The sequence below is a fragment of the Rosenbergiella sp. YN46 genome (assembly GCF_036620675.1).
GTDB lineage: Bacteria > Pseudomonadota > Gammaproteobacteria > Enterobacterales > Enterobacteriaceae > Jejubacter.
In genome coordinates this window covers 84895-111297 of the sequence record NZ_JAZHEE010000002.1, presented here as the reverse complement: position 1 = coordinate 111297, position 26403 = coordinate 84895, and the positions used below count along the sequence as shown (strand labels likewise).

General features: G+C 54.9%; 30 protein-coding genes, 2 tRNA genes and 1 pseudogene. 10 read left to right on the top strand and 23 right to left on the bottom strand.

From position 1 onward, the window contains the following. Positions 1 to 18: 18 nt before the first annotated feature. From dcyD to yedD, 3 genes and pseudogenes are all read right to left on the bottom strand, one after another. Positions 19 to 1005: a D-cysteine desulfhydrase gene (gene dcyD / locus V3W49_RS02185; protein WP_500143400.1), complete on the bottom strand. Its 987-nt coding sequence runs from the start codon at positions 1003 to 1005 to the stop codon at positions 19 to 21. Between the two features lie 182 nt (positions 1006 to 1187). Next, positions 1188 to 1988, bottom strand: coding sequence for a cystine ABC transporter substrate-binding protein (tcyJ, locus tag V3W49_RS02180; protein WP_500143399.1), 801 nt, complete (start codon positions 1986 to 1988; stop codon positions 1188 to 1190). A 250-nt stretch (positions 1989 to 2238) separates the two neighbouring features. Then, positions 2239 to 2646 (bottom strand): annotated as a pseudogene (gene yedD, locus V3W49_RS02175) (lipoprotein YedD); the annotation flags it as partial. A gap of 185 nt (positions 2647 to 2831) precedes the next feature. Here yedD and yedE point away from each other — a divergent pair. Both yedE and yedF read left to right on the top strand, forming a co-directional pair. Beyond that, on the top strand, positions 2832 to 4043 hold the full coding sequence (gene yedE / locus V3W49_RS02170; RefSeq protein ID WP_500143398.1) for a selenium metabolism membrane protein YedE/FdhT: 1212 nt from the start codon (positions 2832 to 2834) through the stop codon (positions 4041 to 4043). Beyond that, positions 4040 to 4276 (top strand): sulfurtransferase-like selenium metabolism protein YedF, encoded by a 237-nt coding sequence (gene yedF, locus V3W49_RS02165; protein ID WP_500143397.1) that lies wholly within the window; start codon positions 4040 to 4042, stop codon positions 4274 to 4276. The genes yedE and yedF overlap by 4 nt, the downstream gene beginning before the upstream one ends. On the opposite strand, the gene V3W49_RS02160 is transcribed toward yedF, so the two are convergent. From V3W49_RS02160 to V3W49_RS02140, 5 genes are all read right to left on the bottom strand, one after another. Then, positions 4273 to 5313 (bottom strand): C45 family autoproteolytic acyltransferase/hydrolase, encoded by a 1041-nt coding sequence (locus V3W49_RS02160; RefSeq protein ID WP_500143395.1) that lies wholly within the window; start codon positions 5311 to 5313, stop codon positions 4273 to 4275. The genes yedF and V3W49_RS02160 overlap by 4 nt on opposite strands. Then, the gene (locus V3W49_RS02155) at positions 5310 to 5879 is read right to left on the bottom strand and encodes a carboxymuconolactone decarboxylase family protein (protein WP_500143394.1); all 570 of its coding nucleotides are present in this window, start codon (positions 5877 to 5879) and stop codon (positions 5310 to 5312) included. The genes V3W49_RS02160 and V3W49_RS02155 overlap by 4 nt, the downstream gene beginning before the upstream one ends. Next, positions 5879 to 7219 carry an aspartate aminotransferase family protein gene (locus V3W49_RS02150; protein ID WP_500143393.1) on the bottom strand — a complete coding sequence of 447 codons (1341 nt, stop codon included), beginning with the start codon at positions 7217 to 7219 and terminating at the stop codon, positions 5879 to 5881. The genes V3W49_RS02155 and V3W49_RS02150 overlap by 1 nt, the downstream gene beginning before the upstream one ends. Before the next feature lie 819 nt (positions 7220 to 8038). Further along, positions 8039 to 8245 carry a hypothetical protein gene (locus V3W49_RS02145; RefSeq protein ID WP_500143391.1) on the bottom strand — a complete coding sequence of 69 codons (207 nt, stop codon included), beginning with the start codon at positions 8243 to 8245 and terminating at the stop codon, positions 8039 to 8041. 419 nt (positions 8246 to 8664) lie between these two features. After that, on the bottom strand, positions 8665 to 9534 hold the full coding sequence (locus tag V3W49_RS02140; RefSeq protein ID WP_500143390.1) for a MurR/RpiR family transcriptional regulator: 870 nt from the start codon (positions 9532 to 9534) through the stop codon (positions 8665 to 8667). Between the two features lie 586 nt (positions 9535 to 10120). On the opposite strand from V3W49_RS02140, the gene rcsA reads away from it, so the two are divergent. Further along, the gene (gene rcsA / locus V3W49_RS02135) at positions 10121 to 10744 is read left to right on the top strand and encodes a transcriptional regulator RcsA (protein WP_500143388.1); all 624 of its coding nucleotides are present in this window, start codon (positions 10121 to 10123) and stop codon (positions 10742 to 10744) included. Between the two features lie 181 nt (positions 10745 to 10925). Here rcsA and dsrB read toward each other — a convergent pair whose 3' ends face one another. Further along, a complete protein-coding gene (dsrB, locus tag V3W49_RS02130) occupies positions 10926 to 11114 on the bottom strand; it encodes a protein DsrB (protein ID WP_500143387.1) in 189 nt (62 codons plus the stop codon). 241 nt (positions 11115 to 11355) lie between these two features. On the opposite strand from dsrB, the gene V3W49_RS02125 reads away from it, so the two are divergent. Further along, on the top strand, positions 11356 to 11568 hold the full coding sequence (locus V3W49_RS02125) for a YodD family protein (protein WP_500143386.1): 213 nt from the start codon (positions 11356 to 11358) through the stop codon (positions 11566 to 11568). Positions 11569 to 11965: 397 nt separating this feature from the next. Here V3W49_RS02125 and dgcQ read toward each other — a convergent pair whose 3' ends face one another. The 8 genes from dgcQ to V3W49_RS02085 all read right to left on the bottom strand — a co-directional run bounded on the left by dgcQ (position 11966) and on the right by V3W49_RS02085 (position 18245). Beyond that, positions 11966 to 13630, bottom strand: coding sequence for a cellulose biosynthesis regulator diguanylate cyclase DgcQ (gene dgcQ / locus V3W49_RS02120; RefSeq protein WP_500143384.1), 1665 nt, complete (start codon positions 13628 to 13630; stop codon positions 11966 to 11968). A 256-nt stretch (positions 13631 to 13886) separates the two neighbouring features. Further along, on the bottom strand, positions 13887 to 14072 hold the full coding sequence (locus tag V3W49_RS02115) for a YodC family protein (protein ID WP_500143383.1): 186 nt from the start codon (positions 14070 to 14072) through the stop codon (positions 13887 to 13889). A gap of 90 nt (positions 14073 to 14162) precedes the next feature. Next, a complete protein-coding gene (locus tag V3W49_RS02110) occupies positions 14163 to 15077 on the bottom strand; it encodes a DUF808 family protein (RefSeq protein WP_500143382.1) in 915 nt (304 codons plus the stop codon). Between the two features lie 97 nt (positions 15078 to 15174). Next, positions 15175 to 15663: a very short patch repair endonuclease gene (locus V3W49_RS02105; RefSeq protein WP_500143381.1), complete on the bottom strand. Its 489-nt coding sequence runs from the start codon at positions 15661 to 15663 to the stop codon at positions 15175 to 15177. Next, positions 15629 to 17080, bottom strand: a complete 1452-nt coding sequence (locus V3W49_RS02100) for a DNA cytosine methyltransferase (protein WP_500143680.1) — start codon at positions 17078 to 17080, stop codon at positions 15629 to 15631. The genes V3W49_RS02105 and V3W49_RS02100 overlap by 35 nt, the downstream gene beginning before the upstream one ends. Positions 17081 to 17184: 104 nt before the next feature. After that, entirely contained in the window at positions 17185 to 17448 is a 264-nt protein-coding gene (gene drpB / locus V3W49_RS02095) for a cell division protein DrpB (RefSeq protein ID WP_500143380.1), read from the bottom strand. Between the two features lie 141 nt (positions 17449 to 17589). Beyond that, positions 17590 to 17763, bottom strand: a complete 174-nt coding sequence (locus V3W49_RS02090; RefSeq protein ID WP_500143379.1) for a GhoT/OrtT family toxin — start codon at positions 17761 to 17763, stop codon at positions 17590 to 17592. A gap of 293 nt (positions 17764 to 18056) precedes the next feature. Beyond that, the gene (locus V3W49_RS02085) at positions 18057 to 18245 is read right to left on the bottom strand and encodes a YdiH family protein (RefSeq protein WP_500143378.1); all 189 of its coding nucleotides are present in this window, start codon (positions 18243 to 18245) and stop codon (positions 18057 to 18059) included. 352 nt (positions 18246 to 18597) lie between these two features. Here V3W49_RS02085 and tssD point away from each other — a divergent pair, with 352 nt between their 5' ends. Continuing rightward, entirely contained in the window at positions 18598 to 19107 is a 510-nt protein-coding gene (gene tssD, locus V3W49_RS02080) for a type VI secretion system tube protein TssD (RefSeq protein WP_500143377.1), read from the top strand. Between the two features lie 33 nt (positions 19108 to 19140). Here the strand turns inward: tssD and V3W49_RS02075 are convergent, their stop codons facing one another. The 4 genes from V3W49_RS02075 to V3W49_RS02060 all read right to left on the bottom strand — a co-directional run bounded on the left by V3W49_RS02075 (position 19141) and on the right by V3W49_RS02060 (position 20958). Next, complete coding sequence (locus tag V3W49_RS02075; RefSeq protein ID WP_500143375.1) at positions 19141 to 19404, bottom strand: hypothetical protein; 264 nt, start codon at positions 19402 to 19404, stop codon at positions 19141 to 19143. Next, positions 19385 to 19900 carry a DUF2778 domain-containing protein gene (locus V3W49_RS02070; protein ID WP_500143374.1) on the bottom strand — a complete coding sequence of 172 codons (516 nt, stop codon included), beginning with the start codon at positions 19898 to 19900 and terminating at the stop codon, positions 19385 to 19387. The genes V3W49_RS02075 and V3W49_RS02070 overlap by 20 nt, the downstream gene beginning before the upstream one ends. A gap of 75 nt (positions 19901 to 19975) precedes the next feature. Then, complete coding sequence (locus tag V3W49_RS02065; protein WP_500143373.1) at positions 19976 to 20503, bottom strand: tail fiber assembly protein; 528 nt, start codon at positions 20501 to 20503, stop codon at positions 19976 to 19978. Between the two features lie 365 nt (positions 20504 to 20868). After that, positions 20869 to 20958: transfer RNA gene (locus tag V3W49_RS02060), tRNA-Ser, on the bottom strand. A 91-nt stretch (positions 20959 to 21049) separates the two neighbouring features. Between V3W49_RS02060 and mtfA the strand changes: the two genes are divergently transcribed. Both mtfA and V3W49_RS02050 read left to right on the top strand, forming a co-directional pair. Continuing rightward, positions 21050 to 21835, top strand: coding sequence for a DgsA anti-repressor MtfA (gene mtfA, locus V3W49_RS02055; RefSeq protein ID WP_500143372.1), 786 nt, complete (start codon positions 21050 to 21052; stop codon positions 21833 to 21835). A 100-nt stretch (positions 21836 to 21935) separates the two neighbouring features. Further along, positions 21936 to 22011 (top strand) — tRNA-Asn (locus V3W49_RS02050). A 55-nt stretch (positions 22012 to 22066) separates the two neighbouring features. On the opposite strand, the gene V3W49_RS02045 is transcribed toward V3W49_RS02050, so the two are convergent. Together V3W49_RS02045 and V3W49_RS02040 are read right to left on the bottom strand one after the other, a co-directional pair. Then, positions 22067 to 23491, bottom strand: coding sequence for a heavy metal sensor histidine kinase (locus V3W49_RS02045; RefSeq protein ID WP_500143370.1), 1425 nt, complete (start codon positions 23489 to 23491; stop codon positions 22067 to 22069). Then, a complete protein-coding gene (locus tag V3W49_RS02040) occupies positions 23488 to 24159 on the bottom strand; it encodes a heavy metal response regulator transcription factor (protein WP_500143369.1) in 672 nt (223 codons plus the stop codon). The genes V3W49_RS02045 and V3W49_RS02040 overlap by 4 nt, the downstream gene beginning before the upstream one ends. A gap of 138 nt (positions 24160 to 24297) precedes the next feature. On the opposite strand from V3W49_RS02040, the gene V3W49_RS02035 reads away from it, so the two are divergent. From V3W49_RS02035 to V3W49_RS02025, 3 genes are read left to right on the top strand one after another with little or no spacing between them, the layout of a single operon-like run. Continuing rightward, entirely contained in the window at positions 24298 to 24921 is a 624-nt protein-coding gene (locus tag V3W49_RS02035) for a hypothetical protein (protein ID WP_500143368.1), read from the top strand. Between the two features lie 14 nt (positions 24922 to 24935). Continuing rightward, the gene (locus tag V3W49_RS02030) at positions 24936 to 25544 is read left to right on the top strand and encodes a cytochrome b/b6 domain-containing protein (RefSeq protein ID WP_500143367.1); all 609 of its coding nucleotides are present in this window, start codon (positions 24936 to 24938) and stop codon (positions 25542 to 25544) included. Beyond that, on the top strand, positions 25534 to 26301 hold the full coding sequence (locus tag V3W49_RS02025) for a molybdopterin-dependent oxidoreductase (protein ID WP_500143366.1): 768 nt from the start codon (positions 25534 to 25536) through the stop codon (positions 26299 to 26301). The genes V3W49_RS02030 and V3W49_RS02025 overlap by 11 nt, the downstream gene beginning before the upstream one ends. Positions 26302 to 26403: the final 102 nt, after the last annotated feature.

Below are 26403 nucleotides of genomic sequence, written 5' to 3'. Positions count from 1 at the left end.
TATGTGATTTCCTGAGTGTTAAATGTGGGGATGATAGGCGAACAAGGCGGGCGCTCCACCGGTATGAACGAACAGGATGGGCCCATCGTCCGGAAAGCGTCCCTGGATAATGCCGTCGATCAGTCCCGCCATTGCTTTCGCGGTATAGACCGGATCCAGCACAACGCCTTCCAGGGCGGCAAGCAGCTTGATCGCCTCCTGCCCGGCATCGTTTGGGAATCCGTAGCCCGGGGCGAAATAGTCATCCCACAGGTGAATCGGCGCCTGCGGTACCAGTTCCAGGCTGGCGCCGATATCATGCTGAAGCTGTACCACTTTCGGCAGCTGTTGCTCGACGCTGCGCGACACGGTAATGCCGATCAGCCAGGTTTCCGGCATCAGCTGCTCCAGCCCTACCGCCAGACCCGCCTGAGTGCCGGCGCTACCGGATGCCACCACCACCGAGGAAAGAGACACCGCGCCTTCGCACTGATCGGCTATCTCCCGGGCGCAGGCCACATAGCCCAACGAACCCAGCGCGCTGGAGCCGCCGACTGGTACCACATAAGGGCGAAATCCCTGAGCTTCGATGCGCGTCGCCAGTTCATCCAACTGCGCTGCGGGATCGTGCAGAGCATCGCACATTTCTACCTGGACCTGGAACAGATCCAGCAGCAGGCGGTTGCCGTTGGTCAGGTAGTTATCCTGACGGGTAGCGATGGGGTTTTCCAGCAGCGCCACGCAATGCAATCCCAGTTTGGCTGCCACCGCCGCCGTCTGGCGAACGTGATTAGACTGAATGGCGCCAGCGGTGACCAGCGTGTCCGCCCCTTCGCGCAGCGCCTGGGCCGCCAGAAACTCCAGCTTGCGCAGTTTATTGCCGCCCATGGCCATCGGCGTCACATCATCACGTTTAATATAGATCTCCCGACCCAGGTGGTCGGAAAGACGCGGCAGGAACTCCAGCGGCGTTGGCGCGCCAACCAGTTCCAGGCGCGGGAAAAGGGCGAGTTGATCGATGGACATGTTTCCTCCGCAGGCGCGCTTTGATCGCGGCTGGCAGCCGGGTTCGTCGGCCTGTATAACTTGCGAATAAGGTAAAAAACGCGCGCTACTGTAACCCAGTCCCGGCCAGATGAAAAATCAGCGCGCGCCATATGCGGCTACAAAAAAGGCGCTGTACCAGCGCCTTTTGTTCTGTGTGGCGATTATTTGGTCACGTCAGTGCCAAACCACTTATCAGAGATTTTCGCCAGACTTCCGTCCTGTTTCATCTCTTCGATAGCCTTGTTAATGGCCGCCAGCAGTTCCGGGTTTCCCTTACGCAACGCCACGCCGGACTCCAGACGCGAGAACGGCTGACCAGCCACCGCCAGCGTATTGTGCGTCTTTTTCACCAGATCCAGCGCCGCCAGGCGATCTACCAGAATCACGTTGATACGACCGACGCGCAGATCCTGATATTTGGTAGGATCATCATCGTAGGTGCGCACATCCACGCCGGGTACGTTTTCACGCAGCCAGACTTCGTAGTTGGTGCCAAGGCCCACGCCGACTTTTTTGCCTTTCAGATCCGCAGGTTTGGTTACGGTTCCTTCATTACCCTTTTTCACCAGCGCCTGAATGCCGGATACAGTATAAGGGGTAGAAAAATCATACTTCTTCTGGCGTTCCGGGGAGATAGTTACCTGGTTTATCGCCACGTCAATACGCTTCGAATCCAGCGAAGCCAGCATACCGTCCCATTTAGTGGGCTTCAGCGAGGCTTTAACCCCCAGATGCTTCGCCAGATCCTCAGCAAATTCAACTTCAAAGCCGGTCAGCTTGCCGTCATCGCCCTGGAAACTGAAGGGAGGATAAGTCCCTTCCAGTCCAACAATCAGACTACCGCGCTCTTTGACTTTATTGAGCAGATTTTCCGCCGCGAAAGCCTGGGTATTGATACCCGCGACCAGAGCAACCGCCATCACGCTCATCAGCGCCCGGCGGCCAAAGTGTGCAAATGTCATATTCACCCCTACAAAAACAGAATGGTTACATTGTCGAAGGTAACGCGCAGAAATCAAAATCACCGCGGGTTATATGTTATTCCATTACGAACTAAGGGACTCAGGGGCCAACGCTCTGCACATCGTTCTCATCGTCGGGCTGGCTGGTAGCCGTAGCGCTGTTGCGACCGCCGCCCAGCCCCAGGGTTCCACCAGACTGCACCGCCGCCGGTTTAGTCGCCTCGATGGCCGCTTTGGCATCCTGTTCGCCAATCGGCTGGCCCAGCGGGTGCTTTTCCAGGTAGTCGGCGCACTCGTCGGTTAGCCTCTCCACCCGTCGCAGCGTCATACCGGCATATTCCAGCGTATCGCCATGGCGCTCCACGTCATAGACTTCTCGCTTAATCGTCACGTTATAGAGCGAATCCGAATGCTGCATCAGCTTGCCGGGTAGCGCGATCAGCCGCTGCCACTGGCGGCACTCCAGGGTGTCCCCTTCCGGCGTCACCACCAGGCTCGCGATAGCCTCCGGACTCACCATCTCGCTTTGCGGCCCCTGAGACTGCCAGTAACCCGCCAGTCCAGCCGGCGCCGGGTGTTTGATCACCTCGTTGTAATTATCCACCTGCACACAACCGCTCAACGCCACCAGCGCCAGCGGTAGAAGTAACTTTTTCATGATTCGTCCCGAATGCGGCAAAATTTCATTTTGGCATTAAAGCGTTAGCCCTGCCAGCCCCAACCGCGCCGGGATAAAAATTGATCGCGCGCGGCTTTTTTTCATTTTTTACTATATCAGCGTCGCCACCGGCGTATGATGCACTGCTTTTAGCAAAATCCTTCTGAGTTCAGAGGTTATTGACTATGTCATGGCACGACTTTCGACAACATTATCTGATCAAATTCTGGTCCCCTTTCCCCGCCGTTATTGCCGCCGGCGTCCTGTCGACCTGGTATTTCGGTATTACCGGCACCTTCTGGGCCGTAACCGGCGAATTTACTCGCTGGGGCGGAGAACTGCTGCAGCTGTTCGGCGTTCACGCCGAAAACTGGGGCTACTTTAAGTTAATCAGCCTCGAAGGCACTCCCCTGACCCGTATCGACGGTGTGATGATTATCGGCATGTTCGGCGGCTGTTTCGCGGCTGCGCTATGGGCCAATAACATCAAGCTGCGTCTGCCTCAGCACCGGGTGCGCATTATTCAGGCGCTGCTGGGCGGTATTATCGCCGGTTTCGGCGCCCGCCTGGCAATGGGTTGCAACCTGGCCGCCTTCTTTACCGGCATTCCGCAGTTTTCGCTCCACGCCTGGTTTTTCGCGGTGGCGACGGCTCTTGGCTCCTGGGCCGGCGCCCGCTTTACGCTGCTACCGATATTTCGCGTGCCGGTGAAGCTGCAAAAAGTCAACGCGCCCGCTCCGTTAACTCAGCGCCCTTACCAGGCGAAACGCCGCTTTTGGTTCGGGATGCTGGTGTTTATCGGTATGCTGGGCTGGGTCGGGCTTACGGCCATGAATCAGCCGAAACTGGGGCTGGCGATGCTGTTCGGCATCGGGTTCGGCTTACTGATCGAACGGGCGCAAATCTGTTTTACCTCCGCTTTCCGCGATCTGTGGATAACCGGCCGCACTCAGATGGCGAAAGCCATTATTCTGGGAATGGCCGTCAGCGCCATTGGCATCTACAGCTACGTGCAGCTCGGCGTGGCGCCGAAAATTATGTGGGCCGGCCCCAATGCCGTGCTGGGCGGTTTGCTGTTCGGTTTCGGCATTGTACTGGCGGGCGGCTGCGAAACCGGCTGGATGTACCGGGCCGTAGAGGGACAGGTGCATTTCTGGTGGGTCGGTATCGGCAACGTGTTGGGTTCAACCCTGCTGGCGCTGGTCTGGGACGATATATCCCCTACCCTTGCCACCTCATGGGATAAAGTGAACCTGCTGACGATCTTTGGCCCCCAGGGCGGGTTGGTGATGACCTGGCTGCTGCTGTTTGTCGCCCTGATGTTAGTTATCGTTTGGGAAAAACGCTTTTTCCGCCTTCAGAAGGCCGGCGCCCGTCCGGCTAAGGAGAGCCTGTGAGTCAGTCAATCATTCCCGACTACCGTCTGGATATGGTAGGCGAACCCTGCCCTTATCCCGCCGTCGCCACCCTTGAGGCAATGCCCCAGCTCAAGAAAGGTGAAGTGCTGGAAGTGGTAAGCGACTGCCCGCAGTCAGTCAATAATATCCCGCAGGATGCCCGAAATCACGGCTATACCGTGCTGGACATCCAGCAGGATGGTCCAACGATTCGCTATCTGATTCAGCGCTAATCTTCTCGGGCCGCCGCCACTCTACCGCTCAGCGTTGGGGTGGCGCGGTCGCTTTCCCAGATACTCCAGCTTACCGCCTCCCCGCTCAGGCTAAAAATCGCCGTCGCCAGGGTATTTTCCTCATCGGGATCGTCCGGCGCCTGGCGCCATATCGGCAGCGAAGGATTCGCGGTATCGCTTAACAACGCCAGCGCCTCCTGCTCGCTGAATTCCTTTTCCGTACGGGCCGCCAGCCAGGCGTCTACCCGCCGCTGGCGCGCGGCGGAACTGTCGGTAATACGCTGTGCTACGCGCCCCTGCGCACAGTGCGTCAGATGGTTGGCGTGACCGCCCACATCGACCACTTCTTCAACCGAGCAGCTCTCGCCACAGGCCTCCACGCTGTAGAGCAAGGGCGAACCCGCCTGTGCCAGAGTGTGATGGAAAGCACCGGCCCGCGCCTCGCTGGTCAGGATCGCCAGCGCGCCGTTCAGATCCCGGGCGTTTAGCGCAGCCCGCCCCAAAACCTGGCGCGGCAGCCCCTGGGGGCGATAGCTGGCGCGAATATTATTGACGGTATTCACCAGCCCGGCATCATTGACCGCAAAGGTATGACCGCATAGCGAGCCAGGATAAGCAAAGCTGGTAAAACCGATCCCTGCCGTGGGCTCGACCCTGACCAACGCACAGTCATCGCGCAGCGGCGGCAGGCCGTCTTCATTGTGCGCAACGATAATCCGCCCCTGCCCATCGCGCCCGAACACCGTGGTACAACCATCGGACGTTGACGGCAGCAAGTCGCCGCGACAGTTCCAGGCAAAAACCGCCTGCGGATCGGCCTGCAACCCTTCAGCCATGCCCTCCAGCTCGGCCATGATTTCCGGAAAGCGCGCCCGGGTGACCGCCGCCATCGCTATCGCCTGGGGCGAGCCAATTACCGGCATGATTCGCTGCCACAGCCCGGTCGCCACGATCTTCTGATGCCAGGCATCGCGCCCAAACTCACCGAGCCGGCGTCCGATCTGATAGCCCGTTCCCCGTATCCGCAGTTGTTTCATTTCCCCTCCTCTACAATCAGCGGCGCCGCCGTACTGGCGGGAGCGGGCGTCCGGGCGGCGTTCATCACCATTGACAACAACGCGTAATAGCCACACAGACCGACCAAATCCATCACCCCTTTTTCATCAAACTGCTCCACTGCCTCCTGCCAGGTCTCGTCGCCAATGCGCCGCTCCCCGTGCAGCTCCTGACAAAAGCGCCATACCAGCCGCTCGTCGGCCTTCAGCGTCTGCGGTTCCCGTCCGGCGTTGATAGCATCGATAGCCCGGGCATCAATGCCCTGCGCTTCGGCAATCGGGGCGTGAATAGCCCACTCCACCTGCTGGGACCAGTGACGCGCAGTCACCAGGATAGCCAGTTCCGACAGGCGCTGGCCAATGGCGCTGCGGTAGCGCAAATATTCCCCCATCCGCTGGGCGTGGCCCATCAGTTCCGGGCTGCGCAGCAGCGGTTCAAACGGTGGCAACAGCGCGCCGCGTGGGCCGTTAATTATCTCCTGCGCCAGCGCGCGCTGTTCATCGCTCCACGCGTTTTCCACCAGCGCTGGCATACGGTTGGTCGTCATTATTGCCCCCCGGCTGCTTTCTCTGTCTCTTCGTGGATCGCCGCCGTCAGATGCATAACCACCAGCTCGATTTGCTGCGGCGAAATAATAAAGGGCGGTGCCAGCAGCACGTGATCCCCCTGTCGACCATCCACCGTGCCGCCCATAGGGTAGACCATCAGCCCCCGGGCCAGGCAGTTACGTTTTACCGCAGCGTGCAGCTTCAGTGCCGGGTCGAACGGTGTTTTAGTCGCGCGATCCCGTACCAGTTCTACCCCCATAAACAGCCCGCGTCCGCGGATATTCCCCACCCAGGGATTATCGCCCAGCGCAGCGCGCAGCGAAGCCGCCAGTTGGGCACCGCGCTCCTGCACCTGGGTCAGCAGGCTATCGCGCTGGATCACCTGCTGAACCGCCAGGGCCGCCGCTGCGGCGGTGGGATGGCAGATATAGGTATGCCCGTGCTGAAACAGACCGCTGCCGCTGCGCAGCGGCGCCAAGATCCTGTCGCTGGTGAGCACTGCCCCAATGGGCTGATAGCCGCCCCCCAACCCTTTGGCGATCGCGACAATATCCGGCACCACGCCATCCTGTTCAAAGGCGTACAGCGTGCCGGTTCGCCCCATCCCGCACATCACTTCATCGGCGATATAGAGGATACCGTATTTATCGCACAGACGACGCACACCCGCCAGATAGCCCGGCGTCGGCGGTACCGCCCCGCAGGTCGCCCCCACCACGGTTTCGGCCACAAACCCGATAATGGTCTGCGGACCGGCGTCGAGGATTGCCTGCTCCAGCTCATCCAGTAGACGCGCCGTATACTGCTGCTGGCTCTCATCCACTACGCGATCCCGATACTCATTACAGGCGGAGACCCGCACCACATCCATCAGCAGTGGAGCAAACTGGCGACGACGCCATTCGTTGCCGCCCACCGCCAGCGCTCCGAGGGTATTACCGTGATAGCTCTGACGCCGGGCGATAAAGGTAGTACGTTCAGGCTCGCCGATTTCGACAAAATACTGACGCGCCAGCTTGAGCGCCGTTTCTATCGCCTCGGATCCGCCGGAAACAAAGTAGCAATGGGACAGTTTCCCCGGCGCATGGGCAGCCAGATGTTCCGCCAGCCCTTCAGCCGCATCGCTGGTGAAAAAGCCGGTGTGAGCGTAGGCGAGCTTGTCTATCTGAGAATGCAGCGCCGCCAGAACATCCGGGTGTCCGTGCCCCAGACACGAAACGGCAGCGCCGCCGCAGGCATCCAGGTAGCGTTTTCCGTTAGCATCGGTTATCCAGACGCCCTGCGCCGCGGCGGCGACTGGCGGTACGCCCGCAAGAGTGCGATGAATGATGTGAGACATAGTGGTATCCGTTAAGACAGATAATGGGTTCGTCTTATATCCTGAAGGATACATATGGACTCGGTCAATTTAATTATGATTCATATGAATCATGATTACAGAATAAAAGAGGTTCACCGCGCTTTAGCGTGGAATGGTTGAAAGCGGGAAGCTAAAAAGCGGCAGAATATGACGATGCGGCGGGTGTTCCGTTCATTGCCGGGCAACTCCCTCTCCCGTTTCGGGAGAGGCCGGGGTGAGGGTGACAGACGGCTCTGCCACCCGGTTTCAGCATAAAAATGGCAGAATATGACGATGTGGTGGGTGTTCCGTTCATTGTCGGGAAACTCCCTCTCCCATTTCGGGAGAGGGCCGGGGTGAGGGTGACAGGCAGCTTTGGCGCCCGCTTTCAGAACAAAACCGGCAGAATATGATGATGCAGTGGGCCAGGGAAACTCCCTCTCCCTTCAGGGAGAGGGCTGGGGTGAGGGTGACAGGCGGCTCCGGCGCCCTGTTTCAGAACAAAAGCGGCAGAATATGATGATGCAGTGGGCTGTTCCGTTCACTTCAGGTAACTGCTTCTCTGTTAATCCACCACAGGTGAACGGGCCAGGGGGGCTCAGTCGCCGCTCCCCTGGCGACCCGGGCTCCCCGGCGGTAAAAAACGCCGCTGACGCGGGCCCCTTCGCTTATCACTCCGGGCTTTTCGGAACGGGCAAGAGTCGCCATCCCTGGCGACCTCGCCCTGTCGCGACATCCTGTCGCTCCTCCGGCCCTGCGTGAACGCTGCGGCGTTTTTTAAGCCGGGATGTAACCCCCTCATCGCTTCAGTCTGTTTTTTTAAATGATACCGGCTCTGATTAATCCAGGCAGATGATCAAAGGTGGTGACATTCTCCGGCCTGAAAATCGCCGGAGTATTCCCGGTGGCCAGGGTCAGCCCGACAGGACGTCGGGCTGAGGGCGTGCGGCACAGGGAGGTGCCGTCACGCCCGACCCGTCCGGCGGACGGGAATACGTAGGAGCCCGCGATAGCGGCGATTTTCACGCCGGAAAGCCAGGTTGTCAGAAGGCGGCATTTGAGCCCATGACCCGTTCACCGGTTCCGCAACCGGCATAAGAGAAATCACCTTAAGGTGAACGGAACCTCCGCCAGCGCGGCATATTCCTCCAGAACACGGTATAGTCGCAAAAATAGTGCAACCGGCATGACCACGTACAACACCGCTGCCCCGGCCTGCATCTGAAAGGCCATCAGTTGTTCCGTCAGGATGACGATTAAGCCAGGCAGAATAAAGAGTTATCCGAAGTAAACGCGATATCCCGAATTCACGGGTGGTAAGCAGCGCGTCCCTCAACGCAATATACTCAGCCCAAAGTGTACCGCTCCCAGGTTAGCTCCGGCTTCATGCTAATCTGTAATGAACCATAAAAAAGCCGCTGCTTCACGACAGCGGCTGAATTGGCTTAAACCGGGTCGTCAGCGTTTTTTCCCGGCGCCACATAGGCGCCCGACTCAAATAGCCAGCGTTCGGTTTCTTCAATACGCTCTACCGCTTCACTGCCATGACGCGCCACCAGCATTGCCAACAGACATTCAACAATACTGATGCCGGATACTACCGAAGGAAAAAACGACAGGCTATCGGTGGAAAAATAGAGCCGCGCATCCGCCTGCTGCGCCAGCGGCGACAGCGGTGAATCGCTAAGGGCAACCACTTTCGAACCAGCGCGTTTTGCCGCTTCAAGCACCTGCAGCGTCTCTCGTGAATAGGGTGCAAAGCCGATAATTACCAGCGTATCCCCGGCAGCAAAGTCCCGGGTGAACATCTCATCATTATTGGCAAAGCCGTCAATTAACGACACCCGACGATTAAACAGTCTCCAGACATAATACAGTGACCAGGCGACGGGGAAGCTGGCACGAAAGCCGCAAATATAGACCCGGTGAGCCGACTCCATCAGTGATACCGCCTGCTCCATAGCATCACGATTTTGTTCACGCGCCAGTGCCAGGTTTTGAGCCTGAGCGCCAAACATTTGCTCACACAGGCTGTCTGTGCCGTCGCGCACCAGCTTCTGGGCCCTGGCGCCATAAGTCTCTGGCCCTAGTCCCAGCTCGGCGATAAAGCTTTTCTTCAGCTCCACCCAACCGTCAAATCCCAGACGCTGAGCCAGGCGCAACAGCGTGGCCGGACGAACCTCTGCCTGAACGGCAAAGGCGCGCATCGAAAGTACCACCAGTTCGTTAACATGCTCCAGGGTAAAGGCGGCGGCGCGCTGTAATTCGGGCGTCAGTTGCTGATAGTTGTCGATAATAATCTGCCGGGGATCCATGCGCATTCTCTGTCAGGTGCCACCGGGAACCCACTTCCCGGCTCAATTCCTCCCAATCTAACGGATTTTACGCCAGGAATTAAGCTTAAATCCCTGCTATACCTATGATTCTTCCACCAGATACGACAATGCACTATCCATCTTCCCAATAAAAATTAGCCATCGTTTTAGTTTATTTTTCGAATATCAATAGCAATCATTTTGTAATATTAACCCACTACATTCATATGGTCTTGATCGTCACACATGAGGAAAATCCTAAAGTTGTTTTTTAATAACACTCCCCAGGATATATCTGACGGGGATTAAATGATTCAAACCCCTTCACATAACGCAACATTTACTTTACTTTGAGAACTTTCCTGGCAAATTATACGTAACTTTACGGGATAGTGTTGGCGCCTGAAATGCTTCAGCACCGTGTGCTACGGTTCCCTGTGCTGGTGTCTGGATCCATATTTAGCGGCCCCGTTCATCATTCCTGGTTTTTCGCCGGTGTCTGAGGATCTCAGGTATGCGGATTAGGTGAAACATTATCCCGGTATCGTGGTGCTTTAACGGATAACGCGTTTAGTGAGGGTTTGCTATGTCAACGATTATTATGGACTTATGCAGCTACACCCGGCTGGGGCTCACCGGTTACCTGGTCAGTCGCGGGGTGAGGAAACGGCAGATAGTCGACGTGGAAACGGTTAACGAGCTGGAGGAAACCTGCGCATCACGACATCCTCACGTGGTGTTTATAAACGAGGACTGCTTCATCCACGACTCTGAAAGTAGCCGGCATATCAAGCAGATCATTAATCAACATCCAGAAACACTTTTCATTGTCTTTATGGCAATTGCCAATATTCATTTTGATGAATATCTGCTGGTACGCAAGAATCTACTAATTAGCTCAAAATCGATTAAACCTGAATCACTTGATGAAATTCTTGGCAATTATTTAACAAAAGATGAGCAGTGTATACGGAATATCAATTTGCCGACTCTGTCTTTAAGTCGAACTGAATCCAGTATGTTACGAATGTGGATGTCGGGTCAGGGAACTATCCAGATTTCCGATCAGATGAATATTAAGGCAAAAACGGTCTCGTCGCATAAAGGAAATATAAAGAGGAAAATTAAAACCCATAACAAGCAGGTTATCTATCACGTCGTGCGCCTGGCTGACAACGTCACTAACGGGATCTTCGTCAATATGCGCTAAAGACAATCGCCACTCTGCTCATACCCTGGGCCCTATCGCCGTGCCGCAAGCACGGATGCGATATCAAAGGACTTAGCTGGCATCACTTCTTCGACACGCCAGGCGGTCACTTAAAACACACAGCCCAGGGATTTACGAATGAATACAGAAAGCTGTCGCTACTCGGGTATATCGGGCGGAATTACTCCGCCTTTTCAACAAAAATACCGTCCGGGTGCCCTTTCTCATTGAAGAACCAGATGCCCATCGGGTAATCTTCCAGCGCAACCAGATACATGGTGCCTTCACTAAACTCTTCGATAGCCAGAACCTGCCCCGGGCGGCGCGGGCCACCGTCAGTTTTTACCGTTACCCGATCGTTAACCTGCATAATCCTCACCTCTTGAGTCGTCACCACGTCACTCATCTGTCCAGATACGATTTTAACTCGCGTCACCCAATTTGCACAGGCGGCCCGGACGACCACACCACCATCCGCGCAAAGACTCGCCACATTGGGAGTCGGATCGCAGATACCACAATCGACCCCAACATTCAGACGATCGGACAGGCGGCAATATCCATGCTGGCTATACTGTTAATTGGGTGAACCGGCAAATCAGGAGTCATGCATGAAAAGTGCGAAAACCGATTCTGACGTCGACGTTGATGCCCTGCTGGCGGCCATCAACGAAATCAGCGAAAGCGAAGTGCGCTTTGCCGGTAGCGCCGACGACCCGCAGCGCGTTAGCGTAGACGGCAGAATGTCACACACCTGGGGTGAACTGGCGGAAGCCTTTGAACTGGATATTAAGGATTTTAGTATTACCGAAATTAACGGCTGAAAGAAAAACATCCCGGCCAGAGGCCGGGATGAAAACTTGCAGTTATGCAAGAAAGCACTTGAAAATTCGTCACACCAGGAAATCTGATGTGCGACAAACATATCTGCAAATTTTTTGTAAAACAAGAATATGTTTCCACAAAAAAATAGATTGACTTTTCACATAATCGGGAATGGCTGGATATTCCCCAAGCTTCATGCAGGTTTACGCCGCTATAACCAGTTTTTTATCCTGATAAGCCCCGCCCCTGTTTAGGAATATTCTTAGTCATAGTCTTGCGCACTGACCTTTGCGCCGTCACTATCCAGCATGAAAGGATTCAGCCAGTGGCCGCAAACGGCAGGAAAAGTTTTATCATCACGAAGCAAAACAGGCGTACCCCCTGTAACATAGGGTGTTAACCGCTATCACAAACCCGATTGCGGCCGCCCGCTTTGGCCTTGTACAGGCGACCATCAGCAACAGACTGCAGATGTTCAAAGTCATAGTCGCCATGCTCCTGAGAGGCGCTCACACCGAATGAGGCACTAATACGCAATGTCTGCCCACTGCGCACCAGTATCTCTTTATCGCTGATGCGTTCTCGTATCCGCTCAGCCACCCTTCGCGCCTGACTTAACGACGAGCCCGGCAGCACAACACAGAACTCTTCGCCGCCAATACGCCCGGCAATATCGCCGCCACGCAGCGAGGCGCTCAGAATGGCGCCTGCGCTGGCCAGTACCCGGTCGCCGGAGTCATGGCCGAAGCGATCGTTAACGCTCTTAAAGTGATCGAGATCGAGCTGAATCACCGAAAGGGGCTGACCATTCTGGCGGCAACGGTTCGCCAGATACTGCGCCTGTTCGAAAAAGGCGCCGCGATTGAACAGACGGGTCAGCGTATCGTAGTTGGCGCGCCAGCTCAGGGTGCTTTGCAGATTCACCATATTTTTCACCAGCCGATGAATCAGTAGCCAGGAGCCGCCCAACATCAGACTGAACAACAGCCACAGCAGCCCTAATACCACGCTAATTCGGCCAAACTCGCCGCGAATACCTTCATCCAGAGAATGAATCTTCACCAACACGCCGTCGAAATTGTTAAGCTTATCCCATGTCACAACGCTATGTGACATGCGAATCTCGCCTTCGTTTTTATTTTCCATAGCGCTGGCCAACCGAGCCATCTGCGTCGGAGTAAAGAGTTTGCCTTTCGGCATCACATCGGCGCTGGTAGCGATCACGTTAAATTTACGGTCATAGAGCAACACCACGCCGTCGTTTTCTTCCTGAATCGCGTGCAGCAGAAACTGATGCATGGAATCGATGGTGAAGTCCATTGCCAGCGCGCCGTACCAGCGCTGTTGGTAATCGAGCGGCACGCTGGCGGTAATCACCTGATCGCCACTGCGGGTGGGATCCCAGGTATGCTCCCATATAACCCCCCTGTCCCTGTTGTGGAATTCCGAATTCTGGGAAAACCAAGGGCGCGCCACCTGACGATAGTAGCGAGCCACCAGTTGTTCATCATCCTGCGGCGGACGGCTGGAGATATAAAACCCGGCCCGGGAGACATAATAAGTACGGTGCTGAAGGTCGCGGTTGTTATCAGACAACTGCAGAATGTAGCTAAATTCCAGGGCTGCGCTCAATTCGCCATGCAGATAGTCGGCGTCGCGTACCAGCAGCCCGCTGCTATCCACAAATTCATCAGAAACGCCATTGAGCGGCATACTGCGATTCACATCCAGCTTTATCTGCCAGTGTTGACGCCTGCGCTGGCGCTCAAAATCAGCCATAGCCTGACGGGTCTTATCCGTGGAGATAGGATATTGCAGCGCATAGCTCATGATGTTGCGGTAAAACAGCAGATTGTCCACGCTATGCTGAAGCTGCCTGTCAAGTGCGGAGGCGACGTTATCAAGACTGTTGCGCTGGCTTGATATCCAGGCGTCTTCCAGCACCGCCATTTCACGCCATGTGAGAAGCGTCGAGCAGATAAACACAAAGGAAAAACAAATGTTAACAACCCGGCGCGGATTTTTGAAAAACGACTTTCGCTGACTGCGATCCGCTAACACGACAGCACTCCCTGATTTGAGTGGGGCTCCCGAACGCAATTTATCGATTTCTGTTGAACGGCTCGAAAACGCGGGGGATCATTATGTCAGAAACATAGCGCACTAATGACAAGAAATTTCTTATGCACAAGCACCAGAAATGCAAAGTTTTGTAGGATTCGTCAACCACAAGGGCTGTCAGCCTGACATAATAAACACACATCAGCGCGGCGCCAGCAACCCGGCGCCGCGCTTACAACACAATGTAAAGGCAGACTCAGGCGCGCACTTCTACCCTCGATTCCAGCGACTCAGACTGCAGTTCACCCTCATGGAAGGCTTCACGCCTGACGCTACGGCCATCATACCAGCGGCACTCCACCATTCCGCTGGAGAGTCCGGTTACGATCATCCGCTGGCCGCCGCTTTTATGTCTGACCTCATCTCCGATCATAAAAAGCATTGCCGTCTCCTGTTTGAAAAAAGTTATTCAGGTATAGCCAGGAAAAGCGGCTTTTGCTTAGGGAATATTCCCTAATTTTTTTCTGCTTGATTAATGGTCGGACTTACCGCGCATCCGGTTTACCAGCGAAACCAGCATCATCAGCGCCAGGCCAAGAATAAAACCGATAACCAGATTCATCAGTTGCGGCAGCACGGCGGCCACCACGGCACCGCCCATAGCCCCCCACTGTTCGATGAGATGGTGCAGAGCCGGAATGCCGTGCACCACAATACCGCCCCCCACCAGGAACATCGCCAGAGTGCCGACAATAGTCAGCACCTTCATCAGCAGCGGCGCCAGAGCCAGTAAGCCTTTACCCAGCAGGCGTGCGGGTGCCGGTTGCCGCTCCACCAGCCAGTAGCCCATATCGTCAAGTTTCACGATAATCCCCACCAGGCCATATACCCCAATGGTCACCAGAATGGCGATACCCGCCAGTATCAAAACCTGATTGAGTAGCGGTGCATCGGCCACAATTCCCAGGGTAATGGCGACGATTTCCGCCGACAGGATAAAATCGGTGCGAATAGCGCCTTTGACCTTATCACGCTCGAAAGCGCGCGGATCGCCGGCGGCCACCGCCTCCAGCCGTTGCTGACGCGCTTCGGCGGACTTCTTATCACCGCGATGGGCAAAGCTGTGAATCACTTTCTCCGCCCCTTCAAAACAGAGGAACGCGCCGCCCAACATCAGGAGCGGCGTAATGGCCCAGGGCGCAAACGCGCTGATAATCAGCGCCAGCGGCACCAGAATCAGCTTGTTCAAAAATGAACCTTTAGCGACGCCCCACACTACCGGTAGTTCACGGTTGGCGCGCACTCCAGTAACCTGTTGGGCATTCAGCGACAGATCGTCCCCCAGCACCCCTGCGGTTTTCTTCGCGGCCACTTTCCCCATAACGGAGATATCGTCCAGTAGCGTGGCGATATCGTCCAGTAACGTTAACAGACTGCCTCCGGCCAAAATTACCTTCCTTATTATGTTGTTAAATTACGAATAATTATGGAGCAAAATGTCCATAGCGGAAATGAAAACGCAGAGATTCAGCGCAAACCCGCGTTTAGCGATCGGAGAGGGGCGGCTGCGAGGCGTGGATGCCGCGAGTATCGATCTCGGCATAGCTTCCCCCTTCACACAACCACTCTTCCAGCCGGCTTTCCAGCGCGGAGTCATCCAGACGCCGACGTCCGCGCAGAGCGCACTCCCAGATGACCATAACCCGCCAGCCTTCGTTCAGCAGACGTGAAATATCTCGCCTGTCCCGGGCGACGTTGCTGGCGATTTTCGTCATCCAGAATTCGGTGCGGGTCGCCGGCACCTTAAACAGATAACAGTCATGATGGTGCCAGAAGCAGCCGTGAGTGAAGAGAATGCAGCGATAGCTGTCGACAACAAAGTCAGGACGCCCGGCAAGCGCCGTATCCTGGGTATGAAATTCAACGCCCAGCGCGGTCAGTAACCGCGCCAGGCGCTGTTCGATGGCAGTATCGCGCGTGGCGATTGCCCGCATATTTTTACTGCGCGTTTTGCTGTCGTGAACATCCGCCATCGTTTTCCTCCTGGCGCATACGCGACGCCTGTAGGATGCGGCTTTCCAGCAGCCGGGCCACCGCAGCGAACGCCGGCACCACCACCGAATTGCCGAACTGCCGGTAAGCCTGGGTATCGGAAACCGGAATAGTAAACCGCGATTCGCCCGGTGCCTCAAAACCCATCAGGCGGGCACATTCCCGGGGCGTCAGGCGCCGCGGGCGCCGCTGCTGGTTTTCCGCGTTGCCGAAATCTTTCTCTCCCAACAGGCGATCCCAGCCGCGATCCACCAGAATTTCGGCGCCATCCTTGTAGTAGCGGGCGGAAAGCGTGCGCGCCACGCTGTCAGGATTAAGCGGATCCACCAGACCATATCCGAAACCATTGCCTTTCTCTTTATGCTTTCGGGCATACTGATAAAGGTAGCGCCACAGAGTCGGCGTCAGGATATATTTTTCTGCCACCCGGGGATCCAGCAGCTCGGCGAAGGCAGGACGCCGCTGTGGAAAGTATTGCGCCAGGTCGCGCAGGCTAAACCCCTGCTGCAACCCGGTATCGCGCCGAAACCCCACCAGTACGATACGTTCGCGGTGCTGAGGCAGAAAATGTTTGCCGTCGATAATTTTCGGATCGTCAGGGCCGCTGGCATCGGCATCCGCGACCTCATAGCCCAGTTCATCCAGGGTCTGCATAATGATGCGGAAGGTTTTGCCTTTATCGTGGCTCTTGAGGTTTTTGACGTTTTCCAGTACAAAAATGGCCGGGCGACGGGCGGCGATGATGCGGGCGACATCGAAGAACAGCGTCCCCTGAGTTTCGCAGGCAAAGCCGTGCGCGCGACCCAGCGCGTTCTTTTTCGACACGCCCGCCAGCGAGAAAGGCTGGCAGGGAAAGCCTGCCAGCAGCACATCATGTTGCGGTATCAGGCTGCGGATATTGTCGCTTGCCTGCTCATCGCTCACTTCCGGGCGATGGCTCAGGGTCACGTCGCGAATATCCTCATTGAAATGGTGCTTCAGCGGATCGCAGTACCAGTTGGCCTTATAAGTGCGCACCGCATATTTATTCCATTCGCTGGTGAACACACAGGCGCCACCGATGGCTTCAAAACCGCTACGGATACCGCCGATACCGGCAAAGAGATCGATAAAACGAAAGGCGGGGCGTTCATAATGGGCAGGCCGGGAGGGCAGAAGGTCACGCAATTGCTGAACTTCATTTTCCGTCAGCATGCGCCGAACGCTGGTGTCGCGCAACCAACGAACCAGTGATTCAGGACGCCAGTTTCCCCCCTGTTCGTTTAGCTTAGCGGTAAGAGCTTTTTTATCGAAGATATTCAGCAGCCGGGCTACCAGCGCCCGCTCTTCCTGCTGTCGTTCGCTATGCGATCGGGACTGATCCGCGGCCGCGCTGACAATCAAATCGGGTTGGTCCATCATAAGAGGATAAAAAGTCCACGCAATAAAGATGGCGTGACTTTATCACCCTTCTGGCTGGGATAGAACGCCGCAACCCGGCTGGCGCGACGAAAAAATCGATATTACCGGCTTCTGGGCCGGGTGTACCAGGCGATGGCGCCCAGCAAAGCCCCCACGGTTCCCAGCACCATAAATCCCAGCAAAGCGCCGAGTAATTTACCACTCAGGGTTCCCATATCCCCCGCAACGCCATTTCCTGGAGGAGGCTCCACCCCACTGACAACCCAAAAATAACGCAACATGGCCCAGACAAAATAAAAACAGAATACATAAAATGCCCACAGGGCAATTCGGCCTCCCAGGCCACGAACGGGTTTTTCTTCCATTGCTCTGATGATACCTACACTTATTTTTTGCTGTCGTAAAGCGCACGGGACACCACCCGAGCGATGTGATTTTTATCACACTTCTCGGGTGGTGTCTCTATCAAAGAGGTATGGGTTATGATATCGCGCGCGAAACCACCATCAGAACAGAGAAAAAAGTAACGCAACCGGAAAGCTCATGGGCCAGGTGGCGCCAACCAGTAAGGCACTCAAAAACTTCATGCTCATGCGATCCTTCGCCAGAAAAAAAGTAATAATGGCTGACAGCAGTGCCATCACCCCATAAAAAACCAGCATATGTTGATAAACAGTCATAATAAATGTGAAGAAACGTTACAAAGCGTGCGTACTATGCTCCTTTTTATGATGCAGATCAAATTACTCATAATGGCGTCATGTGATTTTTATTTTCCACCCCATCCCTTCCGATGGGCGCAGTTAATAAAAGCGCAAAAACGTTAATAAAAAGTGAATAAAAAGTAATATTAAATATAAATTTAACGTGTAAGGCAGGAAATGATTTCGGGCGGCACTCTATTTTATGGCTGGCAGCCTGCTATGCCGCCGCGTCAGAAATCAGATAATTACTGGAGTGAGCATTAAAGCGCTTAGTGGATGCCCAGACGGGAGGCGAAAGAGATCTCTTCGAGCAGTTCGGTGGACGTCAGTTCCATCAGATCGGCAAATTCCAGCTGCAACTGTCTGACGCGAGTCAGGTACTGGGCCGGAGTTAACGATTCCGCCTCACGGCGTAAATATTCGAAAGCCAGGGTGGCGGGAGTAAGCGCGTTATCCATAAAATCCTCTGTCAGATTGGTTGAGAGACTGTAGTTTACCATAGCACAGGAGAACAAAAAACAAACAGAATGAAATAAAACACCACTAAAAACGCCATTAATAGCAATTAAAAACCAATATAAAGCCAAAAACCCAGACAAAAACACCAATAAAAACGGCACTTACATTTATTTTTTCTCTAACGGAAACCCATGGTAAGGAAAAAATCACGCCGCCATCGCGCATCATCATCAGCACACCTACTTTTCGACTCTGTCCCCGGAAAACCAAAACCGAAGCGCCTCGTGCGGGTATACCTTTATCGCTTTATTAGCGCCCTGCGCAGCTTAGGTATCCTTCTGGCTATCAGGGATGATTTACAGTCTATCACCACCTTTTTCGGCGGATGCCTGGTCAATTCGCGCTGGTCTGGCCAGCGCCCCGGACAGGCCAGGATCTGTAGATGTCCATGACCGCGATGGGAGCATTGAAGTGGTGGGATTCAGCCACGGGCTTAATCTCCCCGTAGACAGCAATACAGGAAAAATCACCGGCGCCCGTAGCCACTCGCCAGTGATGATCGAGAAAGAATTCGACTCATCAAGCCCATACCTCTATAAAGCGGTTTCGAAAGGGCAGACGCTGAAAAGCGCCGAAATAAAATGGTATTGCATCAATCATGCAGGCCAGAAAGAGGCATACTTCGTAATGCTGTTCGAAGGCGTGAAAATTACCGGCGTTAACCCGGGTATGCCGAACGCTAAACTATCCGGCAACTCTCATATTAACCATATGGAATCCGCCTCGATGATGTATGAGCGCGTTACCTGGCGCTACGTGGACGGGAATATACAGCACACTGACGACTGGAATGAACGTTAATGACTATAACACATCTGGCGGGCTTCCCTCTGTTCATGCCTTTCTGATACGGCGAATGACATACATTACGACAGCATACACAAGACACGTCAGCACCAACACCGTAGTGATATTCATATAGAAAATGACATCCTCAGTGTTTTCTGCGGTGATATTACCGCTACCGTAGAGCCAGGCAGTGGCCTTTAAAACGAAACTCTCGCTAACATTAGCGGGGATGTTTGTTACCCGCCCAACCACCATCATCAGGACGATGAAAAAAATAATTTTCCCCACCCTACGGGCAAGTGTTGCCATTTGCGATTACCTCTATGCTGCCATACGCCATCATACTCTTCATGCACGGCACACTAATTTTCTGGGTGCGAAGAAGTGCATTGCGAATCAACGCGAAATCAGAGTTATGGGCTATGGTGATACAACCCTTCGAGATAGTACCCGGATGTAAACGGAACAGACCACGGGATACGTTGTTATACCAGGTCATGTCATCTATGCCGCGGTCATCACGGTACAGAGCAAACCATTCCGAACGACTGAACTGCGAATCGTTCACTATTTGGTTTACTTTATCGTATACAACCGCTTTAACTCGTGAAAAAGCACCGCCCCCGCCTCGCTCAACGATCCAGTATTTACCTGGTGGAATCGGGCCATTGTCGGGTATATGAGCACAACCGCCGTGGTTTCGGTATACACTGTTACCAGAAAACGCCATGAATGTTCCGACCCCGTAAAGTGTGAACGGTGAATAGTCCGCACCATTGATAATAAACTTTCCCTGCAATGCCATCTAAATAGCTCCATCGTTTATGGTTTCTAAACTATACAGGGACAAAACAGCCGAGTACACCCCGGCTATTTATGATTACTCAGGCTGTTCGGGCCACTCGATGTCCGGGGCTTTGCTGGTATCCACTCGGTTCAGCAATATCCGATATTTTTTCCACGCGGACAGCAGCGCGATTTCGTCGTCTGTAGCAGTATCCAGGTCTACAGCATCCTGTAACGGGGCTATTGCCACAGTGGCAACAGTCAGTCGCCACAATTTTTCAGCCTCAGCCTCAGCCTCAGCCTCAGCCTCAGCGGCATAATCGACGGGAATTTCGGTGATTTCACCATTTGTATACTGCCATTTACCATCTGCGCTAAAATCTGATGGAAGTGTCTCAACCTCTGCAACACTGCAATTCTCAGGAAATAACATCGACACTGAATAAGTATTATTTTCTGACGCAACAGGTTTAGTAACAGCAGAGGTAACAATACCGCTCGCATCATATATTACTTTATATCTTGAGTCTGAAAACCTGGACTGACACTCATACCAATCCTGTCCATCATCAGATATTAAAAATAAAACTTCAGCATCACATACAGCGTGTTTTCCCGGCAATTAACCTGGTGATATATATCGTTTAAAGTTTTTTATGTCTTGCATATTATTATCCATAAACACTTACTCAAGAGCCATTAACATTGCGTTGTATGGGTTTATAAAACATAGTGTTTCCTTTTGCCTTGTAGCTAGCGTCAAAGTTAATCACGAACCGGCAAGCCTGAGCCGCGTGTACGGGGGGATACGAACGGGGATATGTGAAAGGCCCCTCAGCAAAGGGGTAAGGAAATTTCCCCTACTCTCGATGTCTCTGTGATATCAAAAGTGGGATAATGAGGCCAGAATATGCCAGGTGAATATACCAACAATATACCAAGTGTGATGTGTATCGTTGAAAGGATGTGAGCTAAGTGTTTGAATAGTGGCGGAGAGAGGGGGATTTGAACCCCCGGTGGAGTTGCCCCCACTCCGGTTTTCGAGACCGGTCCGTTCAGCCGCTCCGGCATCTCTCCGTTGGGTAGCAATAATGCCAGGTAATTCGGCATTTTAACAGCCCCGGCCCTATCCTTTTTGTTTAAGTGACGACTTTGCGAGCAGGTTTCGATGATAAAGTGGCCCTGGAAGTTAAATCATGACCCTTCTCTTCCGGCATTTCCCTGGGAAGAGGCTCTTTCAATTCCCCTGCTGTCCGCCTTGTCACTCCAGGAACGTCAGGCGCTCGTCGAATCAGGCGAACGTTTTTTGCAGCAAAAGCGGCTGGTCGCACTCCAGGGTCTTGAACTGGATCCTCTGAAGCGCGCTCGCATCGCCCTACTGTTCTGTCTGCCGGTCATGTCTCTGGGGCTGGAGTGGCTGGATGGCTTCCACGAAGTGCTGATCTATCCCACTCCCTTCGTGGTAGACGACGAATGGGAAGATGAGCTGGGGCTTATTCACAGCCAGCGTCTGGTACAGTCCGGGCAGAGCTGGCAACAGGGGCCGATCGTTTTAAACTGGCTGGATATTCAGGACTCCTTCGACGCTTCCGGATTTAATCTCATCATTCATGAAGTGGCCCATAAGCTCGATATGCGCAACGGCGACCGCCCCAGCGGCGTTCCCCCTATTCCGCTGCGCGAGGTAGCCGCCTGGGAGCACTCTCTGCATGCCGCCATGGATAACATTCAGGAAGAGATCGATCTGGTGGGGGAAAATGCCGCCAGTATCGACTCCTATGCCGCCAGCGACCCGGCTGAATGCTTCGCAGTGCTCTCCGAATACTTCTTTAGCGCTCCGGAACTGTTCGCCCCGCGCTTTCCATCACTGTGGCAGCGCTTCTGCCACTTTTACGGGCAGGATCCTCTGGCCCGTCTGCAGGAGCGCAAATCCGACGGCGGACATGTCCATTAAACCGGCAAACTGATTTTTAATTAGTCAATCAAATCATAAAGTTGGATTTAATGTTGACAGCCAGCAGCGGCCCCATTACTCTACGCCCCGTTCACGCAATTCCTCTGTAGTTCAGTCGGTAGAACGGCGGACTGTTAATCCGTATGTCACTGGTTCGAGTCCAGTCAGAGGAGCCATTTTCAGAAAAGCCCGCTTAAGGCAACTTAAGCGGGCTTTTTGCTTTCTGCTGCATCACGTTTTAGCGACATCATGCGGGAAAATCAGGCTAAATACGATTTGAGCGGCGGGCGGCTGCGGGCGACACTGGGCGCGAACCTCGCCGCCGTGCAGGGTCATAATCGCGCGCACAATCGATAATCCCAGCCCGCTGGCGTGGCTGCTGCGCGCGGCATCTGCGCGATAAAAACGCTCAAACAGCTTTTCCAGGTGCGCCTCGGCAATCGGCGGCCCCTGATTCATCACCTGTACCACCTGGCGGTTTAGCTCTGTGTCGGCGCGTAAAATGATTTGGCTCGCTTCATCGGCGTAGCGTACCGCGTTAGCGACCAGATTACTTAATGCCCGCTGAAACAGCATGGGGTCGGCCCATAGTCGTCCTTCCCCTTCGCAGATCAGTTGAATGCCGCGCTCTTCCGCCAGCCCTTCAAAATAGTCGGCTACGCGCTGCAACTCCTGCGCCATATCCAGGCTGCGGTAATTCAGCGCCGATTGCGCATTACTGGCGCGCGCCAGAAACAGAATATTTTCCACCATGCGCGAAATGCGCTCCAGTTCCTCCATATTGCCGGATAACAGCGTTTCATACTCCTCGACGCTGCGCGGCTGGTACAGCGCCACCTGGCACTGCCCCATTAACGCCCCCACCGGCGTGCGAATCTCGTGAGCCAGATCGGCGGAAAACTGGGTCAGGCGCTGATAGCCTTCGTTGAGTCTATCGAGCATGGCATTAAACGAGACTATCAGCCGTTGTAATTCCTGCGGCGCGTCCTGCTCGCTTAGGCGAGTCGCCAGGGTACTGGGGGTGATAACCGCCGCCTCGGCGGCCATACGCCTTAATGGCCGTAGCTCGCGACGCATCACCCAGTAGCCCAATAGCGCAATTGCCAGAAAGGCCGTCGCCACCGCCGCTATGACACGCCACAGATAACGCGCCAGCATTTTCTGCTCGTTCACCATCACATGCGCGACGGAAATTTGCAGTACCCTGCCATCCTCCAGCTTCACCAGCCCAGACGCCACCCGTAACGGCACTCCCTGCCGGGTTTTCCCGGTTCGTACCGCGTTCAGCAGCTGCGGGCGATCGCTCGGCGTTGGCGTCACCGGCGGTAGTTGAATCCTGGAGGGATTGACGTTAATTAACGGCTCCTGCCCCTGAATCCGAAAAATTAACACGTCCTGCTCGTTGCCCAGCATATTTTCGAACATCCCGGTATTCGCCACCAGCCTGTCCAGCGGGAAGCGCTTGCCCAGCACATTCCGGTAATATTCTATTCGCCCGGTCACCTGCAGATCGCTACGATAAATCATCTCCTGGCGCATGGCGTTATACAGGTAGCCGCCAGCAGCGCTCACCACCAGCGCTGCGACCAGGGCGAACAGGATAGCGCTGCGCAGCGTCAGCGACGTGGCCTGCCAGCGCCGGGCCAGCAAACTCATGAACGCACCTCACAGACGTAGCCTATCCCGCGCACGGTATGAATGAGTTTGATATCAAACGGCCGGTCAATTTTGGCGCGCAGTCGCTTAATCGCCACATCCACTACGTTAGTGTCGCTGTCGAAATTCATATCCCATACCTGCGAAGCGATCATGGTGCGCGACAGCACCTCTCCTTCACGCCGAACCAGCAGATGCAGTAACATAAACTCTTTATTGGTCAGCGGAATCACCGTGTCCTGGCGGGTCACTTTGCGCCGCAGCACATCAATATGCAGATCGGCCAGAGTATAGCGATCGGATTCCCGCACCGTTCCACGACGCAGCAGCGTCCGTAGCCGCAGCACCAGCTCGGTAAACGAGAAAGGTTTGACCAGATAATCGTCGGCGCCCAGTTCAAGGCCGTGAATGCGATCCTGCACCTCATCGCGCGCGGTCAGAAACAGAACCGGCACATCGCTTTTCTTGCGCAAAACGTCAATAATCTGCCAGCCATCAAGCCCGGGCAGCATCACATCCAGCACAATCGCATCATAACGATACTCCAGCGCCCGGAATAAGCCGTCGGTACCGTCACGCGCCAGATCGACGCCATATCCAGCTTCTGTTAGCCCCTTCTTCAGGTAATTACCTGTCCCGGTATCATCTTCCACGACTAATATGCGCATTCTCGCCACCTCATTACTTTCGCAAACAGAGTAACAGTTTCCGCAGCGCCGTTTGATGACATTAATGTCATCAAACAGACATGGTGCTGTCCCAATCGTTCAGCCATGCTTAATCTGCAAACGACTACAGGAGGATTTATGCATACACGACATCGTCTCGCCGGTTTACTGCTGTCCACCCTGATGCTGTGCAGCGGCATCGCCGCCGCGCAGGCGCAGGGAAAGGCCATTGCGCCGCTGCGCGGCACCATCGATAAGGTTTCTGACGCCCAACTGCAACTGACCGACCGCAAAGGGGAAAAGGTCGACGTCAAACTGAACGACAAAACCCAGGTGTTCAGCGTTTCTAAGGGCTCGCCCGCGGATATCAAGCCAGACAGTTTTATCGGCACCGCCGCCGTTCCTCAGCCTGACGGCAGCCTGAAAGCGCTTGAGGTACACGTATTCGCCGCCAGCCTGCGCGGAACGGGCGAAGGCCACTCTCCCTGGGAATCCGCCGACGGCAAAATCAATACCATGACCAACGGCACGATTGGCAAGCTGGTGAACGCCAATGGTCGCACGCTGACCGTTAATTACGGTGACCAGCAAAAAAATGTCATCGTGCCGGACGATACGCCGATTGTGACCATCGATCCCGGCGATCGCAGCCTGTTGAAGCCCGGTACTCATATCGTCCTGTTCTCTGCCGCCGATGATGCAGGCGAGCGCGTCGCCACCCGCATTTCCGCTGGCAAAGACGGTACCGTACCGCCAATGTAATCCGGGAGGACGACATGAAAACCAACGCGTCGCGACCAGTGCATCGCTGGCCAGTCAGGCTTACCCACTGGGTCAATCTGTTCGCCATGGTCTGCATGTTTATGAGCGGTTGGGAAATCTACAACGCTTCACCGCTGTTCGACTTTCGCTTCCCCCCGGCGGTGACGCTGGGCGGCTGGCTGGGCGGCGCGATTGGCTGGCATCTGGCGGTAATGTGGCTGCTGGTATTCAACGCCCTGTGCTATCTGCTGTGGAGTCTGTTTAGCGGCCACCTGCGCCACGACCTGCTGCCGCTGCGCCTGGCAGCGCTGCGCCAGGATATCTGGCTGACATTAACGCTGCGGCTGCGCCATCGTCACGGCCAGTACAACGCGATTCAAAAGCTAATGTACCTGGGCGTACTGGCGCCTGGCCTGCTAGTGGTACTTTCCGGGCTGGCCATCTGGAAACCGGTACAGCTGTACTGGCTGGTAGCCGCCTTTGGCGGTTTTGATACCGCACGCTACGTCCACTTTTTCGCCATGGCAGGTATTGGGCTTTTTGTCGTCATCCATCTGTTGATGGTGATTATCGTGCCCTCCACCCTGTGGGCCATGCTGTCAGGAGGCAAACGTGAAGGATAAAACTCAACCCCGCCGCGCCCCCACACTGGAGCCGGATCAGAAAAAACAGCTGGTGAATCTACAACGGCGGTTACTACTGCGCTCCGGCCTGACGCTGGGTGGCGTGGCGATGCTAACCGGATGCGATATGCAGAGCGGCGATCGGGTCGACAAAGTGCTGTGGGCCATGTCGCGCTGGAACGACAGGGTTCAGTCCTGGCTGTTCAGCGGCCAGCGCCTGGCCCAGACTTACCGCCCGGATCAGATTACCGACCCCTTTCCGTTCAACGCCTTTTACCCGGAATACAATACGCCGGAAGTGGATCTGCTCGACTATCGACTGGAAGTCTCCGGCAAGGTCGAGAAAAAAGCGCCGTGGACGCTGGAACAGTTACAGCGCCTGCCGCAGCAAAGCCAGATAACCCGGCTGATCTGCATTGAAGGCTGGAGCGCCATCGGTCAATGGGGCGGCGTGCCGCTGAAGCTGTTTCTGCAACATATCGGCGCCGATCTTAACGCGCGTTACGTCGGCTTTAAGTGCGCAGACCGTTACTACTCCAGCATTGATATGGCCACCGCGCTGCATCCGCAAACCATACTGGCGCTGGATTTTGCCGGTAAACCACTCCCTGCGGAATACGGTTATCCATTACGGTTACGGGTGCCGACCAAGCTGGGGTTCAAAAACGCCAAACACATCGCCGCTATTTTCGTCAGCGATACTAATCCCGGCGGTTACTGGGAAGATCAGGGCTACAACTGGTTTAGCGGTATTTAACCCCTTAAGTAGAGGTAGCCTGTAGCGCGCCTTTACGCTTCAAAGTTAACTATTAATTAAAAACAAGCCTTTTTCCCTCTGAAAGTTTAGCGACACTTAACC